Origin of the sequence: Agromyces sp. H17E-10 (assembly GCF_022919715.1) — a bacterium.
Taxonomy (GTDB): domain Bacteria; phylum Actinomycetota; class Actinomycetes; order Actinomycetales; family Microbacteriaceae; genus Agromyces.
The window spans coordinates 3,149,037-3,163,501 of the sequence record NZ_CP095042.1; the positions used below are offsets into that span (position 1 = coordinate 3,149,037).

The 14,465-nt window shown below is 72.1% G+C and carries 14 protein-coding genes, 1 tRNA gene and 1 pseudogene; 10 read left to right on the top strand and 6 right to left on the bottom strand.

Going from position 1 to position 14,465, the window contains the following annotated elements; genetic code table 11:
* Genes MUN74_RS14265 through MUN74_RS14275 form a run of 3 tightly spaced genes read left to right on the top strand, consistent with a single transcriptional unit; the run spans position 1 to position 2,914 of the window.
* A complete protein-coding gene (locus tag MUN74_RS14265; RefSeq protein ID WP_244853088.1) occupies positions 1 to 1,245 on the top strand; it encodes an NAD(P)/FAD-dependent oxidoreductase in 1,245 nt (414 codons plus the stop codon).
* A complete protein-coding gene (gene folP / locus MUN74_RS14270) occupies positions 1,242 to 2,165 on the top strand; it encodes a dihydropteroate synthase (RefSeq protein WP_370647300.1) in 924 nt (307 codons plus the stop codon). The genes MUN74_RS14265 and folP overlap by 4 nt, the downstream gene beginning before the upstream one ends.
* Positions 2,166 to 2,170: 5 nt before the next feature.
* Positions 2,171 to 2,914, top strand: a complete 744-nt coding sequence (locus tag MUN74_RS14275) for a pyrimidine reductase family protein (protein ID WP_244856465.1) — start codon at positions 2,171 to 2,173, stop codon at positions 2,912 to 2,914.
* 36 nt (positions 2,915 to 2,950) lie between these two features.
* On the opposite strand, the gene MUN74_RS14280 is transcribed toward MUN74_RS14275, so the two are convergent.
* From MUN74_RS14280 to MUN74_RS14290, 3 genes are all read right to left on the bottom strand, one after another.
* Positions 2,951 to 4,594, bottom strand: a complete 1,644-nt coding sequence (locus MUN74_RS14280; protein ID WP_244853089.1) for a DNA repair helicase XPB — start codon at positions 4,592 to 4,594, stop codon at positions 2,951 to 2,953.
* Positions 4,595 to 4,667: 73 nt separating this feature from the next.
* Positions 4,668 to 6,521: a helicase-associated domain-containing protein gene (locus tag MUN74_RS14285; protein ID WP_244853091.1), complete on the bottom strand. Its 1,854-nt coding sequence runs from the start codon at positions 6,519 to 6,521 to the stop codon at positions 4,668 to 4,670.
* Between the two features lie 9 nt (positions 6,522 to 6,530).
* Positions 6,531 to 6,806, bottom strand: coding sequence for a hypothetical protein (locus tag MUN74_RS14290; RefSeq protein WP_244853093.1), 276 nt, complete (start codon positions 6,804 to 6,806; stop codon positions 6,531 to 6,533).
* A 111-nt stretch (positions 6,807 to 6,917) separates the two neighbouring features.
* On the opposite strand from MUN74_RS14290, the gene MUN74_RS14295 reads away from it, so the two are divergent.
* Positions 6,918 to 7,298: a cold-shock protein gene (locus MUN74_RS14295; protein ID WP_244853094.1), complete on the top strand. Its 381-nt coding sequence runs from the start codon at positions 6,918 to 6,920 to the stop codon at positions 7,296 to 7,298.
* Entirely contained in the window at positions 7,291 to 8,040 is a 750-nt protein-coding gene (locus tag MUN74_RS14300) for a DUF3027 domain-containing protein (RefSeq protein WP_244853095.1), read from the top strand. Before MUN74_RS14295 ends, MUN74_RS14300 begins: the two co-directional genes overlap by 8 nt.
* Here the strand turns inward: MUN74_RS14300 and MUN74_RS14305 are convergent.
* Complete coding sequence (locus tag MUN74_RS14305) at positions 8,004 to 8,279, bottom strand: DUF2530 domain-containing protein (RefSeq protein WP_244853097.1); 276 nt, start codon at positions 8,277 to 8,279, stop codon at positions 8,004 to 8,006. The genes MUN74_RS14300 and MUN74_RS14305 overlap by 37 nt on opposite strands.
* A gap of 4 nt (positions 8,280 to 8,283) precedes the next feature.
* Positions 8,284 to 9,398 (bottom strand): annotated as a pseudogene (gene serC / locus MUN74_RS14310) (phosphoserine transaminase).
* A gap of 71 nt (positions 9,399 to 9,469) precedes the next feature.
* Between serC and MUN74_RS14315 the strand changes: the two are divergent.
* The 4 genes from MUN74_RS14315 (at position 9,470) to MUN74_RS14330 (ending at position 13,048) form a co-directional block, all read left to right on the top strand.
* Entirely contained in the window at positions 9,470 to 10,162 is a 693-nt protein-coding gene (locus MUN74_RS14315) for an iron-dependent transcriptional repressor DtxR (RefSeq protein ID WP_244853099.1), read from the top strand.
* A gap of 230 nt (positions 10,163 to 10,392) precedes the next feature.
* Positions 10,393 to 11,250, top strand: a complete 858-nt coding sequence (locus tag MUN74_RS14320) for a C40 family peptidase (RefSeq protein WP_244853100.1) — start codon at positions 10,393 to 10,395, stop codon at positions 11,248 to 11,250.
* A 361-nt stretch (positions 11,251 to 11,611) separates the two neighbouring features.
* Entirely contained in the window at positions 11,612 to 12,109 is a 498-nt protein-coding gene (locus MUN74_RS14325) for an HNH endonuclease (protein ID WP_244853102.1), read from the top strand.
* 186 nt (positions 12,110 to 12,295) lie between these two features.
* A complete protein-coding gene (locus MUN74_RS14330) occupies positions 12,296 to 13,048 on the top strand; it encodes a CHAP domain-containing protein (protein WP_244853104.1) in 753 nt (250 codons plus the stop codon).
* Positions 13,049 to 13,082: 34 nt separating this feature from the next.
* Here the strand turns inward: MUN74_RS14330 and MUN74_RS14335 are convergent, their stop codons facing one another.
* Entirely contained in the window at positions 13,083 to 14,123 is a 1,041-nt protein-coding gene (locus tag MUN74_RS14335; RefSeq protein ID WP_244853105.1) for a lactonase family protein, read from the bottom strand.
* 93 nt (positions 14,124 to 14,216) lie between these two features.
* Here MUN74_RS14335 and MUN74_RS14340 point away from each other — a divergent pair.
* Positions 14,217 to 14,288: transfer RNA gene (locus MUN74_RS14340), tRNA-Arg, on the top strand.
* The last annotated feature ends 177 nt before the right edge of the window (positions 14,289 to 14,465 follow it).

A 14,465-nucleotide genomic window follows, 5' to 3' on the forward strand; every position in this document is an offset into this window, starting at 1 on the left:
ATGGACGACGAACGACTGGTCATCGTCGGCGGGGGCCTCGCCGGCGCCCGTGCGGCGGAAGGGGCGCGGGAGGCGGGGCACACCGGGCCCATCACGATCGTGGCCGGAGAGGACGCGATGCCGTACATCCGGCCGCCGCTCTCGAAGGAGTACCTCGACGGCTCGGCGGAGCGCGACGTCGTCGACGTGCACCCCGCCGAGTGGTACGCCGACGAGCGGGTCGAGGTGCTGCGCGGCGTGCGGGCGACCGCACTCGACACGGCAGGGCGCCGCGTGCGTCTCGCCGACGATCGCACGCTCGACTACGGGCGGCTCCTGCTCGCGACCGGGGCGAGCGCGAGGCGTTGGCGCTCACCCGAGGGCGACCTCGACGGTGTGCGGGTGCTGCGCACCTTCCCCGACTCCGAACGGCTGCGCGCGGCGCTGGGCGGCGGCGGGCGCCGCATGGTCGCGATCGGGGCCGGCTGGATCGGCCTCGAGGCGACCGCCGCGGCTCGCGGCTACGGCGACGACGTGACGGTGATCGCCCCCGAGGCCGTGCCGCTCGCCGCGGCCGTCGGCACCGCCGTCGGCGAGGTCTTCGCCGAGCTCCACCGGGCGCACGGGGTCGACCTGCGCATGTCGACGGGCGTGGCCGGCATCCGCGGCGCCGAGGGCCGGGTGACCGGCGTCGAGCTCGACACGGGCGAGACGGTGCCGGCCGATCTCGTGCTCGTCGGCATCGGTGCGGTACCCGAGACCGGCCTCGCGGAAACGGCCGGGCTCGAGGTGCGGAACGGCATCGTGACGGATGCCTCCTTCCGCACGAGCGCCGACGACGTGTTCGCCGTGGGCGACGTCGCGAGCGTCTACCATCCCGTGCTCCAGGCCCACCTGCGCATCGAGCACTGGGCCAACGCCGAGAACGCCGGCCGGGCAGCGGGCCGCGCGATGGCCGGTGACGAGGTGGCGTACGACGAGATCCCGTACTTCTACACCGACCAGTACGATCTCGGCATGGAGTACTCGGGCTACGGCACCCTCGCCGACGGCGTCGAACCCGTCTTCCGCGGTGACCGGGCCGCGCGCGAGTTCATCGCGTTCTGGCAGCGCGAGGGGCGCGTCGTCGCGGGCATGAACGTGAACGTCTGGGACGTCAACGACCAGGTGCAGCAGCTCATCCGCTCGGGCGCCCGCATCGACTCCGGCCGGCTCACCGACCCGGCGGTGCCCCTCGAGCGGCTCGTCGCCGAGGCGACCGCGTGACGGCCGCGCCCGCCGGCTGGGTCGACCCGCAGCTCGCCCGACCGGTGCGCGTGATCGGAGGGCGCGAGGTCGACTTCCGGCGGGAGGTCGCCGTCATGGCGGTGGTCAACCGCACGCCCGACTCCTTCTACGATCGCGGGGCGACGTTCGGCCTCGACGCGGCCGTCGAGGCCGGCCGCCGCGCGATCGAGGCCGGCGCGGCGTGGATCGACATCGGCGGGGCGAAGTTCGGTCCCGGTCCGGCCATCCCGATCGCCGAGGAGATCGACCGCGTGGTGCCGGTCGTCGCCGCGCTCGCCGACGCCGGTGCCGCGCTCTCGGTCGACACCTTCCACGCCGAGGTCGCGGCCGCCGCGCTCGCCGCGGGCGCCGACGTGATCAACGACACCACCGGCGTGCACGACCCCGCGCTCGCCGAGGTCGTGGCCGACTCCGAGGCGACGCTCGTCATCACGCACAGTCGCGCCGAGCCGCGCCAGTGGTTCCCGAAGCCGCAGTACGACGACGTCGTCGGCGACATCAGCGCCTTCCTCGAACAGCGCGTCGCCCTCGCCGTCTCGCGGGGCGTGCCCGAGGAGCGCATCGTGCTCGACCCGGGCCACGACCTCAACAAGAACACGTTGCAGACGCTCGAACTCACTCGCCGGTTCGGCGAGTTCACCCGGCTCGGCTTCCCGCTCGTCGCGGCCGTGTCGAACAAGGACTTCATCGGCGAGAGCCTCGACCGGCCGCGCGGCGAACGCCTCGCCGGGTCGATCGCCGCCGCCGTGTTCTGCACGATGCAGGGCGCGCGCATCCTGCGCATGCACAACATCGCCGAGTCCGTGGACGCGGCCCGCATGGTCGAGGCGATCATGGGGTGGCGTGAACCGGCGTACCTCAAGCACAACGTGGTCGACGGACCGAACGAGGAGCCGTGAGCGCCATGATGATCGGCGACGAGCGATCCGGCCGGACGCCGGGCCCGGGGCGCGAAGCCCTGCTCGCGGCGTACGACATCGCCGATCGACAGGCGCCGCGCGTGCGCATGAACTTCGTCGCGAGCCTCGACGGCGCGGTCACGATCGACGGCCGCTCGGGCGGGCTCGGCGACGCAGCCGACCGGCTCGCCATGGACGTCATGCGCACCCTCGCCGACGTGGTGCTCGTCGGGGCCGGCACGGTCCGGGTCGAGGGCTACGGCGGCGTGCAATTGTCGCGCGACGACGTCGCCTGGCGTCGCGAGCACGGACTCGCCGACCAGCCGCGGCTCGCGGTGGTGTCATCGGCGCTCGAGCTCGAGCCGCAGCATCCCTTCTTCGCCGAGGCGGTCACCCGCCCCGTCGTGGTGACCCACGCGGCATCCGACGCGGGGCGGCGCTCAGCGCTCGCCGAGGTCGCCGACGTGCTCGTGTGCGGCGAGCGGGCCGCCGACCTGCGCCTCGCGGTCGACGAGCTCGCGGCTGCTGGGCTGCCGCAGGTGCTCTGCGAGGGCGGCCCGCACCTGTTCGGGTCGCTGCTCGATGCCGACCGGGTCGACGAGCTGTGTCTCAGCCTCAGCCCGACGATCGTCGGCGGCGACACCGGGCGCATCGTGCGCGGCGTGCCCGAGCACGATCGCCCGATGCGGCTCGTGCACGCCATCCCGGCGGGCGACCTGCTGCTGCTGCGGTACGAGCGCGCCCGCTGAGGCCCGTCGCCGGCAGCCGGTGCCCGCGACGGGCCGTCAGGCCGCCGCGAGCGCGTGCGCGTCGAGGATCGTGTAGCTGTAGCCCTGCTCGGCGAGGAACCGCTGCCGGTTCTGCGCGAAGTCCTGGTCGACGGTGTCGCGGGCGACGAGGGTGTAGAAGTTCGCGCTGAGTCCCGACTCCTTCGGTCGGAGGAGCCGGCCGAGGCGTTGCGCCTCCTCCTGGCGGGAGCCGTACGAGCCCGAGACCTGGATCGCGACCGTCGCCTCGGGCAGGTCGACCGAGAAGTTCGCGACCTTCGACACCACCAGGACCGGTGTCACCCCGTCGCGGAACTCCTGGAACAGGCGCTCGCGTTCGTCGACGGGCGTCGAGCCGGTGAGCTGCGGGGCACCGAGGGTCTCGGCGAGCTCGTCGATCTGGTCGAGGTACTGTCCGATCACGAGGATGCGCTCGCCCGCGTGGCGGGCGACGAGCTCCTTCACGACACCGAGCTTGGCGGGTGCGGTCGCCGCGAGCCGGTAGCGCTCGTCGTCGGCGGATGCCGCGTACGCGAGCCGCTCCGACTGGGGGAGGTCGATGCGCACCTCGTAGCAGGCGGCGGGCGAGATGAAGCCCTGCGCCTCGATCTCCTTCCAGGGGGCGTCGAAGCGCTTCGGCCCGATGAGGCTGAACACGTCGCCCTCGCGGCCGTCCTCGCGCACGAGCGTCGCGGTGAGGCCGAGCCGCCGCCGCGCCTGCAGCTCGGCGGTGAGCTTGAACACGGGCGCCGGCAGCAGGTGCACCTCGTCGTAGACGACGAGGCCCCAGTCGAGGGCGTCGAGGAGGGACAGGTGCGCGTACTCGCCCTTCCGCTTCGACGTGAGGATCTGGTAGGTCGCGATCGTGACGGGCTTGACCTCCTTCACCTGACCGGAGTACTCGCCGATCTCGTCGGCGGTGAGGCTCGTGCGCTTCAGCAGTTCGTCGCGCCACTGCCTCGCGCTCACCGTGTTCGTGACGAGGATGAGCGTCGTCGTCTTCGCCGTCGCCATCGCCCCCGCGCCGACGAGGGTCTTGCCCGCCCCGCACGGCAGCACGACGACGCCCGAGCCGCCGTCGAAGAAGTTGTCGACGGCGTGCTGCTGGTAGTCGCGCAGGTGCCAGCCGTTCTCGACGAGGTCGATCTCGTGGGGAGTGCCGGGCGTGTAGCCGGCGAGGTCCTCGGCGGGCCAGCCGAGCTTCACGAGCTCCTGCTTGAGCTGCCCGCGCGCCCACGCCGCCACGAGGAAGCTGTCGTCGCCCTGCCGTTCGCCGACGAGCGGTGCGATCTTCTTCGCCCCGACCACCTCGGTGAGCACGGCGAGATCGGTGCTGCGCAGGCGCAGGGCGCCGTCGTCGGTTCGATCGATCACGAGCCGGCCGTAGCGGCCCACGGTCTCGCGCAGGTCGACGGCGACCGTCTGCGGCACCGGGAACTTCGCGTACCGCTCGAGGGTGCCGAGCATGTCGTCGGCGTCGTGGCCGGCCGCTCTCGCGTTCCAGAGTCCGAGCCGCGTGATGCGGTAGGTGTGCACGTGCTCGGGTGCGCGTTCGAGCTCGGCGAACACGGCGAGATCGTGCCGCGCGTCCTCCGCGAGGGGGTGCGCGACCTCGAGCAGGACCGTGCGGTCGCTCTGAACGATGAGGGGGCCGTCCGACATGACCGACCAGTCTACGCCCGCTTCGTGAACGACCGGCCGGCGCGGATGCCCCGGGGCGACCGCGCAGCCGGCATCAGACCTCCGTGGCCGGCGCCGGCGCGACCGCCGCGATGGCCGACAGGGGCAGCGTCCGCTCGATGTCGGCCTTGTGGTCACGGGCGCGCAGGCGACCGTTCGCGACGCTCGCGGGGGCGAGCAGGTAGTCGGCGGTGTCTCCGCCCGGCATCCGCACCGTCACGGTGAGCGTCTCCTTCGAACGGGCGGCCGCCTCGAGCTGGCGGGCGAGCCACGCCTCCTCGGTGCCGTCGCCGGCCTGCGTCGCCTCGAGCCGGTCGAGCAGGGTCGCGATCGGGTCGGCCCGCTGCGCGACCACGGGAGTCGGTGCCAGCCGGTGCCGCTGCAGCCGCACGATCTCGCCGCGCGCGTCTTCGGCGGCGACCGGGTACTTCGCGTCGGAGAGCGCCCAGAAGACGACCTCGGGTGCGAATCGGGTGAGCAGCCGGTGCTGGCCGGTGCGGCGCAGGGCGAGCGAGGCGAGCGCCTGGTCGACGGCGAGCGTGCCGATCAGCTCGGCGTCGTCGGACCGGATCGACGCCTGCGCCGGCGCCTCGGACTCGGCAGCGGCGCTCACCCGCACCGTGCCGAAACGGTCGGCGGCCTCCGAGACGAGGTAGGCGAGCGGCTGCGGGATGCCGGTCAGCGAGATCGACGACAGGAACTCGAGGATCGAGTCGGCGCGCTCGCCCGCGGCCAGTGCCCGGTTCACGGATGCCGCGCTCACGCGATACGTCGAGGCGAGGTCGCGCGCCTCGACGTCGGCGATGCCGCGCAGGCGTGCGTCGAGCTCGGGCTCGAGCGGGCCGGGCGCGACGATGGAGAGGTCGTGCTGCAGGTACACCCGGTCGACCTGGGCCGGGAAGTGGGCCGCGACGAGGTCGGCGGCGCGCTCGATCTCGCCCGCGAGCACCAGCCGGGCGGCCTCGACGGGTTCGCCGGAGACGGCGAGCCCGAGGGCCTCGGCCTCGCCGAAGAGCCGCTCGAGGCCGTCGTCGAGCCAGGTGCCACCGGCCGGATAGAGCCAGCGCACGTCGTCGAGCAGCGCGCCCGAGGTGAGCGGGTCGCTGCGACGGGCGACGAGCTCGCGCAACGTCTCGGGAATTCGGTCGCGCCAGCACGACGCGAGCACGAGCCAGCGGCCGCGGGCGGACTCGAGCGACCACTCTGCTCCACGGTCGGACTCGAGCCAGTACGCGCCGTCGCGAACGACGAGCCCGGCTTCGTCGGCGCGATGGAAGAGCCGGGGCAGTTCGTCGAGCCCCGTGCCGCTCGCCTCGGCGAGCCGCTTGGAGTCGGGCAGCGCGAGGCCGCCCTTCGCGAGTTCGCGTGCGGGCTGGGCGCCGAGCGCGGCGAGCAGCTCGGCGGTCGCCGCGACCGTGGCATAGGCGACGTCGGAGGAGCGGCGTTCGAGCAGGCTGCGGTCGACCGGGTCGTCGCCGACGAGCACCGGGGGAGCGGGTGCCGCGAGCTCGGCGAGCGTCGGCAGGTCGTCGCCGAGCCGGGGCACCAGCCGGCCCGCGACGGCGGCGGGCACGTGCACGAGATCGCCCGTGCGCACCAGGAGGAGCCACCCGGCCAGGCGGTCGATGCTCGGGCCCGAGGCATCCGCGATCGTCGCGGGGGCGCCGAGCTCGGCGAGCAGGCGACGCACGCCGTCGACCGTCGCACCCGGCTCGGCCGACGCGGCGAGCACCGCGAGCCGGGGCCGGTCGAGACGCGAGATCGCCCGATCGACCGAGTCGGGAGCGAGGAGCGCCTCGGCGAGGTCGAAGAGATCGCTCACGCCTGCGGTGTCGAACTCGCGCGATCGGAGTGCTGCGGCGAGATCGTCCCGTGGCAGCTCGCGAAGTCGTCCGGCGAGTTCGAGCATCGTCTCCGCTCAGCTCGATCCGGCGCGCGTCTCGCGCGATCGTCGGGTCGCGTTCACGATCAGCAGGATGATCAGGAGGACGAACGCGATCGGCAGGCCGAACCACGGGAACATGATGACGATCGGCCACGCACCGTGGCTGAAGCCGTCGTCGGCACCGGCTCCTGCGGCGCTGCCGATGATGACGGCGAAGAACGCGACGATCGAGCAGCCGACGAGCGCCGCGAACATGACGGCGAGAATGCGTTCGGCGCGATGATCGGTGACAGGGCCGGATTCACTCACTCGTCAAGGATAGGGCAGCCGGGCCGCGCATGGGTCGGCGGGACTCTAGACTGGAGGTTGAACGGCGCGTTGCTCTCGGCGCGCCGTGCGACGTATAAGCGAGGTTCTGCGATGCCCACCGGCAAGGTCAAGTTCTACGACGAGGAGAAGGGGTTCGGCTTCATCAGCTCCGATGACGGCCAGGAGGTCTTCCTCCACGCCTCTGCGCTTCCCGCCGGCGCGACCGTGCGTGCGGGCTCGAAGGTCGAGTTCGGCATCGCCGACGGCCGGCGCGGCCCGCAGGCGCTGTCGGTGCGCGTCATCGACGCACCGCCGAGCCTCGCGAAGATGAACCGCCGCTCTGCCGACGACATGGCCGTCGTCGTCGAAGACCTCGTGAAGTGGCTCGACGCCGCCGGCAGCGACCTGCGTCGCGGCCGATACCCCGACAAGGCCCGCGGCCGACAGATCGCGGCGCTGCTGCGCAAGGTGGCTGACGAGCTGGATGCCTGAGCGGGACGAGACCGAGATCGAGCTCGACGCTGCGGACGTGGTGGTCGAGGCCGAAGAGTCCGGCGAGGCCGAGCCGGTCGAGCCGGCCGAGACGGTTGAGACGGCCGAGCTCGTCGCCTTCGTCGCCGACGAGGTGCTGCTCGCCTCGGCGGGCCTCGCGCAGCGCGCGTTGCTCGAGGTGACGGCACCCGAGACCGTCGGTTCGGTGGTCGGGCACATCGCCGAGGGCGAGCAGGTGCTCACGCTGCTGTTCGCCGCGGATCTCGCGGGATACCCCGGCTGGCACTGGAGCGTCACGATCGCCCGCCTCGACGACGCGGAGCCGACCGTGCTCGAGACCGAGCTCATGCCGGGTGAGCGTGCGCTCCTCGCGCCCGAGTGGGTGCCCTGGTCGGAGCGGCTCGCCGAGTACCGCGCGGCCCAGGTCGCGGCCGCGGCCGAAGCCGCAGCGGCCGGCGACGACGAGCTCGACGACGACGCCGACCACGACGAGGCATCGGTCGACGACGAGTTCGACGACGACGAGGGCTTCGACGACGACGGTGACGACGACTTCGACGAGGACGGTCTCGACGAGGACGGCGACGACGGACTGGCAGCCGACGACGACTTCGACGGCATCGACATCGACGCGCTCGACGAGCAGTCGGCGACCGACGAGCAGTCGGCGACCGACGACGGTGACGACGAGCTCGATGCGGCCGGTCAGGCGTCCGGGGCGGACGAGCCCGACGACGACTGACGCACTCGCCGCCGCATCGCCTGCACCACGACGAGGCCGATGACCCCGAGCGCGATGCCGACGGCGGCAGCGATCGTCAGCCAGCCGAGGCCCGCCGCTTCGAGCCGTTCGCCCGCCGAGAGGCAGACGACGAGCACCACGAGCCAGCCGAGCGTCCCGGCCAGCAGCGCCTTGCGCGCGTCGGCCCTGGCCGGCGCCGGGTCGGGTCGGCGCTCGCTCTCGCTCAGCCAGAGCCGCACGCGGTCAGCCGATCTGCTCGAGCACGTGGTCGATGGAGGCGATGAGGGCCCGTACGTCGTCGGGCTCGATCGCGGTGAACGTCGCGATGCGCAGCTGGTTGCGGCCGAGCTTGCGATAGGGCTCCGTGTCGACCACGCCGTTCTCACGCAGCACCTTCGAGATCGCCGAGGCGTCGACGCGCTCGTCGAAGTCGATCGTCACGACCACCTGCGAGCGGTCGGCGGGGTCGGCCACGAAGGGGGTCGCGACCTCGCTCGCCTCGGCCCAGCGGTACAGGAGCGACGACGACTCGCGGGTGCGCGCGTCGGCCCAGGCGAGGCCGCCCGAGGCGTTGATCCAGTCGATCTGGTTCTCCATCAGGAGGAGCGTCGCGAGCGCCGGCGTGTTGAGGGTCTGGTTGAGCCGCGAGTTGTCGAGCGCGTTCTTGAGCGACAGGAACTCGGGATGTACCGATCGGTCGCCGCGACCCGCTCGATGCGCTCGATCGCCGCGGGCGAGAGGATCGCGAACCACAGGCCGCCGTCGGCGGCGAAGTTCTTCTGCGGTGCGAAGTAGTAGGCGTCGAACTCGCGGGCGTCGACGGCGGCACCGCCCGCGGCGCTCGTCGCGTCGATGACGGTCAGGGCGCCGTCGTCTCCGGCGACCCGCACGACGGGAGCCTGCACGCCCGTCGAGGTCTCGTTCTGCGGCCAGGCGTACACGTCGATGCCCTCGGTCGGCTCGGGGCGCGCGCTCGAACCGGGGGCGGCGGTGCGCACGTCGGGCGCCTCGAGCCACGGTGCGCCCGCGGCCTTCGCGAACTTGGCGCCGAACTCGCCGAACGAGGCGAGCTGGGCACGACGCTCGACGAGCGAGGCCGACGCCGAGTCCCAGAAGGCCGTCGAACCGCCGTTGCCGAGTACGACCTCGTACCCGTCGGGCAGGGAGAACAGCTCGGCGAGCCCCGTGCGAACCCGGCCCACGAGGTTCTTCACGGGAGCCTGGCGGTGCGAGGTGCCGAGGATGGCGGGACCGAACTCGGCGAGGTGCGCGAGCTGCTCGGGCCGCACCTTCGACGGGCCGCAGCCGAAGCGTCCGTCGGCGGGCAGCAGGTCAGCAGGGATCACGAGGCTCGGCATGCGACGAGTCTAGCGAGGCGGTGACGGCCGGTAGGCTTGATGACGGGCCGCGACGCAATGGGAGGACACGCGTGACCGATCTGATCGACACCACCGAGATGTACCTGCGCACGATCCTCGACCTCGAAGAAGAGAACATCGTCCCGCTGCGTGCGCGCATCTCCGAGCGTCTCGGTCACTCCGGTCCCACCGTCTCGCAGACCGTCGCCCGCATGGAGCGCGACGGCCTCGTCGTCGTCACGGGCGACCGCCACCTCGAGCTCACCGAGTCGGGCCGGTCGAAGGCCGTGCACGTCATGCGCAAGCACCGCCTCGCCGAGCGGCTGCTCGCCGATGTCATCGGGCTCGAGTGGGAGTACGTGCACGACGAGGCATGCCGCTGGGAGCATGTGATGAGCGAACAGGTCGAGCGCCGCATCATCGAGATCCTCGGCAACCCGAAGGAATCGCCGTACGGCAATCCCATCCCCGGTCTCGAAGAGCTCGGTCTCGCGCCCGCCGATCCGTTCCTGGCGGGCGTGGTCAACGTGGTCGAACTCGTCTCCGACCGCGACGAGCCCGTGCGGGGCACCGTGCGCCGGCTCGGCGAGCCCGTGCAGTTCGACCCCGAGCTGCTCGGCCAGCTCAAGCAGGCGGGCATCGTGCCCGGGGCGGTCGCGACGTTCAGCCGCACCGCGGGCTACGTGCTCGTCCGCGTCGACGGCGCGGGCACCGCGCTCGAGCTCCCGACCGAGGTCGCGAGCCACGTCTTCATCGCCGAGTGATCCCGCGTTCTGGGCGCTGATCAGCCGATCTGCGACGCGCCGTGATCAGAATGTGACATTCGGACGGCACTCGCGTACCCTCGTACGAGTCCGCTGGCGAGAAGCCCGCCGGCAGGCCAAGGGTCGAGACGCCTCCCGCGTTCCACCGCTCGATCCGGTACCCGTGAAGCGCCGCGTGCGCAACAGGTGGAGCGGCGCCCCCGCGCCGCGGGGCGACGGAGGTACACGTTTTGGCTCGACTCTCACGGCGTCGGCTCGCGAAGAGCCGCACCCGCGGGGCCGCGACGAAGGCGATCATCGCCTCGAAGGCCCGCAATTCCCCAGCCCCCACTCCCGATCTCTCAGCGGCCGTCGCCGCGAAGCCGCTGCCGTCGACGCGTCGCTTCCGGCGCGGCGGCATGGCCAACATCCTCGTGATGACGGTCGCCGCCGGCATCGTCGGCACCCTCGCGATCCCCGCCTACGCGATCGCCCCGGGCAGCATCGGCCCGCAGTTCGGCGAGACCGACGCGACGAAGCTCTCGAAGGCGCAGGCACAGACGGTCGAGACCACCGGCGACGTGATCGCCGCACCCGTCAGTGAGGACGGCTACAAGACCGTCACCGGCGAGTCGATCCGCGCCGCCGAGCGCGCTGCGGCCGAGGCCGAGGCGGCCCGCATCGCCGCCGAGAACGCGATGACGTCGTACGCCGCGTCGTACGACGGGCCGAGCGCGTCGGAGCTGCTCGCGAACCCGCCGTACCCGAACTTCGACCTCGCGAGCGTCTACAGCGTCGCCGAGAGCTACACGGGCGTGCCGTACGTCTACGGCGGCGCGACTCCGGCCGGCTTCGACTGCTCGGGCTTCGTCATGTACGTGTACGCGCAGTTCGGGGTGAGCATGCCGCATTCCTCGTCGGGCCAGGGGGCGATGGGCACGGTCATCTCCGAGGCCGACGCGCAGCCCGGCGACCTCGTCATCATGGACGGCCACGACGGCTTCTACGCCGGCAACGGCATGATCCTGCACGCCCCCTACGAAGGGGCGTCGGTGCGGGTGCAGCCCATCTGGACGAGCGACTACTACATCGTCCGAATCGGTATCTGAGCGATGAACGACGCGTGACCGACACGCGACGAACGGCGCGCCGGGAGTTCCCGGCGCGCCGTTCGTGTTCTACGCTGAAGCCCTGACGACCCTCGGATTCCGAGCAAGGGGAGGGCGATGGCGGGCTCGCGCAGCATCCATTCCACGGATGCGCGCGCGCATTTCGACCATCGCTCGAGCAGTCAGCCGAGCACCATTCGGGCGAACGCTTCGACGGGCACTGTCTTCACGACGGTGCCCGTTTCGCGTTCCCGGGGTCTCCGCTGCGCATGCCCTGCCCGGCCGGCTCCCGCAGTCGGCGCGGGGTCGCCGAACCGTCCACGCGGCTGGAAGCCATCCAGTACCGAACGAAAGGCCCCCCATGCGCACTCTCGTGCTCAACGCCGGATATGAACCGCTCGCGGTCGTCTCGTTCAAGCGGGCGCTCCTGCTCGTCATGAACCAGAAGGCCACCGTGCTCGTGCACGAGGAGGGCAATCCGGTGTGCGCGGCGAGCGGAAGCTGGCAGCGTCCCAGCGTCATCCTGCTCACGCGATACGTCCGCGCCCCGCGCGCACATCGGATCCCCGTCACCCGGCGCGGCGTGCTGCGGCGCGACGAACACCGCTGCGCCTACTGCGGACGCAGCGCCGCCACGATCGACCACGTCCTCCCGCGTTCCCGAGGGGGCCGCGACACCTGGGAGAACCTCGTCGCGTGCTGCCTGCGGTGCAACAACGTGAAGAGCGACCGGACGCCGGCCGAGATGGGCTGGGAGCTGCGATTCACTCCGAAGATGCCGAACGGGCGGAACTGGGTGGTCCGCGGTGTCGAGCGCCCGCTGCCGCAGTGGGACGAGTTCCTGGCGACGGCTGCGTGAGGTTGCGGAACGTCCGACGACGGATGGCGTCGAGCGCCGCGTCGACGATGACAAAGCGTCGAACCGTGCCCTAAGGTAGGTCGGGTGCGGAGCCGCCCCCGAGAACCCGAGCACGGTCGTCGTGCTGCCGCGGCACCGACCGCTCCGCGGGCATCGCGTCGGGCCGAGACGTCGAAGCGTCCCGTCGTGTCGGCGGGCGCGGCACGTCCTCGCGACCGGCGTCTGCGGGTGCTCTCGACCATCGTGATCGTGCCGGCGATCGTCGGCACCGTCGCCCTCCCCGCCTACGCCATGGTGCCGGCCGGCACCGAGTTCGGGGCATCCGGCGACTTCAGCCGGTCGGTGGCCGAGGCGCAGGCGCTCTCGGTCGGGGCCGAGGCGAGCGACGCGCCGATCAGCGTCGACGGGTACGCCGTGACGACGAAGGTCGAGATCGACGAGGCCGCACGCATCGCCGCCGAGGCCGAGGCCCGCGCCTGGGCGGCCGAGCTCGCGTCGCGCGGCAGCGGCGCCTACGCCAAGCCGAAGGTGCAGGCGCAGGGCGACGACTACCCCTGGTGGGACCAGCTGCCCGACGACTACGGCGGCGGCCTGAGCCCGCTGCGCTACTACTACCGCGAGTGCGTCGACTTCGTCGCGTGGCGCCTCAACCGCGACGCGGGTGTCACGAGCGCCCCGTGGAAGTGGGACTGGTCGAACCTCGCGTCGGGCAGCGCCTACGCGTGGGCCGACGAATGGGTCGCGCACGGCTGGCCGACCTCGTCGACCCCGGTCGTCGGCGCCGTCGCCTGGTTCCCGTACAACCACGTCGCGTACGTGCAGTCGATCAACGCCGACGGGTCGGTGAACCTCGAGGAGTACAACCAGAACTCCGACCACTCGTACCACCGTCGCACGATCCCCGCCGGCGACGCGCTCTACCTGTACCCGCCGGTCTGAGCTGCACCGCAGGGCACGCCGCGTGGTGTGGTGCCTACGGCACGCGTGCCAGGCAGGCCGGCGCCGGGGTCTCCACCGTGCCGGCGACCTCGATCGGGACGCCCGCCTCGTCGAGCGCGATGATGGCGATCGAGTCGGAGCCCTGATCGGCGACGACGGCGAACCGCTCGTCGTGGGTGAGCTCGAGGTCGCGCGGATGCCGTCCACCGGTCGGCACCGTGGCGACGAGCTCGAGGGTCTTCGCCTCGCGATCCAGTCTCATGCCGCGCAGCGCGTCGGCGTCACGGTCGCCGACGAGCACGATGCCGCCACGGGTCAGGCGGATCGCGGAGCACCCGAGTCCGCGTGGTGTCGTCTCGGGACCGATCGGGAACCATCCGAGCTCGCGACCCTCGACGAGGTCGATCACGCTCGCGGTGCGGTCGAGCTCGTTCGCGGTGATCGCGAGGTCGCCGGTGACGACGAGGTGGCGCGGCCCCGCACCGGCGTGCACGGCGATATCGCCCGACGGCTCGTAGCCGAGGCGCTCGGGCAGACCCGCGAGCCCGACGACCCGCACCCGGTCGGCGCCGAGGTCGGGGACGAGCACGCGGTCGCGGGTGCTGTCGAGCACGGCCTGATGGGGATGCGACGACTCCTGCCGCTCGCGGTTCGGGCCCGTGCCCGTGAACTCGACCTCGAGCACGGCATCGCCCGAGGCATCCGGGGACACGTGGTGCACGGTGACGCGCCCGCCCGAGTAGTTCGCGGCGAACGCGAGCTCGCCCGACTCGTCGAACGCGAGGTGGCAGGGGTCGCCCGAGGCGGACCCGGCCCGGCCGAATGCCGCGAGCCCGTCGCCCTCGAGCGTCCAGGTCGAGACCCGTCCGTCGGTGAGCTCGTGCACGATGCCGAGCACGCCGTTTGCGGGGGAGATGGCGAGGAACATCGGATTCTCGCCGACGTCGACCGGATCGCCGAGCACGGCTCGCCCGCCGTCGGCGACCTCGAGCAGCCGCACTCCGGCGGCCGGCGATCCCAGCGCTCCGACGGTCGACGCCCCGACCCAGAACCTCGTCGTGCTCGTCGTCGTCACGTCGCCTCCACCTGCCCTGCGGACCAGCCGCGCCGAGGCGCACCCGTGTACGCCGCGATCCACGCTAGCGGAACGGCTAGACTCGTCCGGTCAGCCTCTGTAGCTCAATGGAAGAGCAACTCCGTCCTAAGGAGCAGGTTGGGGGTTCGAGTCCCTCCAGGGGCACCGAGAACGGTGCGCACGTCCGATTCAGGACGAACGGCGCGTGTCACGTGCCCCGAACGCCGGCGGGACTTCGATAGAGTCGAAGTACTCCGCGACGTGGCGGCGGCGATGATTCGGGTTCATCGCCTCCTCGTTACCGCGAATGCGGAGCGCGACGGGGGAGGAGTTCGGGGGAAA

What these genes read in the sequence shown, in the direction of transcription:
- MUN74_RS14265 (WP_244853088.1), top strand. Translation starts at nt 1, where the DNA reads ATGGACGACGAACGACTGGTCATCGTCGGCGGGGGCCTCGCCGGCGCC.
- MUN74_RS14275 (WP_244856465.1), top strand. Translation starts at nt 2,171, where the DNA reads ATGATGATCGGCGACGAGCGATCCGGCCGGACGCCGGGCCCGGGGCGC.
- MUN74_RS14280 (WP_244853089.1), bottom strand. Translation starts at nt 4,594, where the DNA reads ATGTCGGACGGCCCCCTCATCGTTCAGAGCGACCGCACGGTCCTGCTC.
- MUN74_RS14285 (WP_244853091.1), bottom strand. Translation starts at nt 6,521, where the DNA reads ATGCTCGAACTCGCCGGACGACTTCGCGAGCTGCCACGGGACGATCTC.
- MUN74_RS14295 (WP_244853094.1), top strand. Translation starts at nt 6,918, where the DNA reads ATGCCCACCGGCAAGGTCAAGTTCTACGACGAGGAGAAGGGGTTCGGC.
- MUN74_RS14300 (WP_244853095.1), top strand. Translation starts at nt 7,291, where the DNA reads ATGCCTGAGCGGGACGAGACCGAGATCGAGCTCGACGCTGCGGACGTG.
- MUN74_RS14325 (WP_244853102.1), top strand. Translation starts at nt 11,612, where the DNA reads ATGCGCACTCTCGTGCTCAACGCCGGATATGAACCGCTCGCGGTCGTC.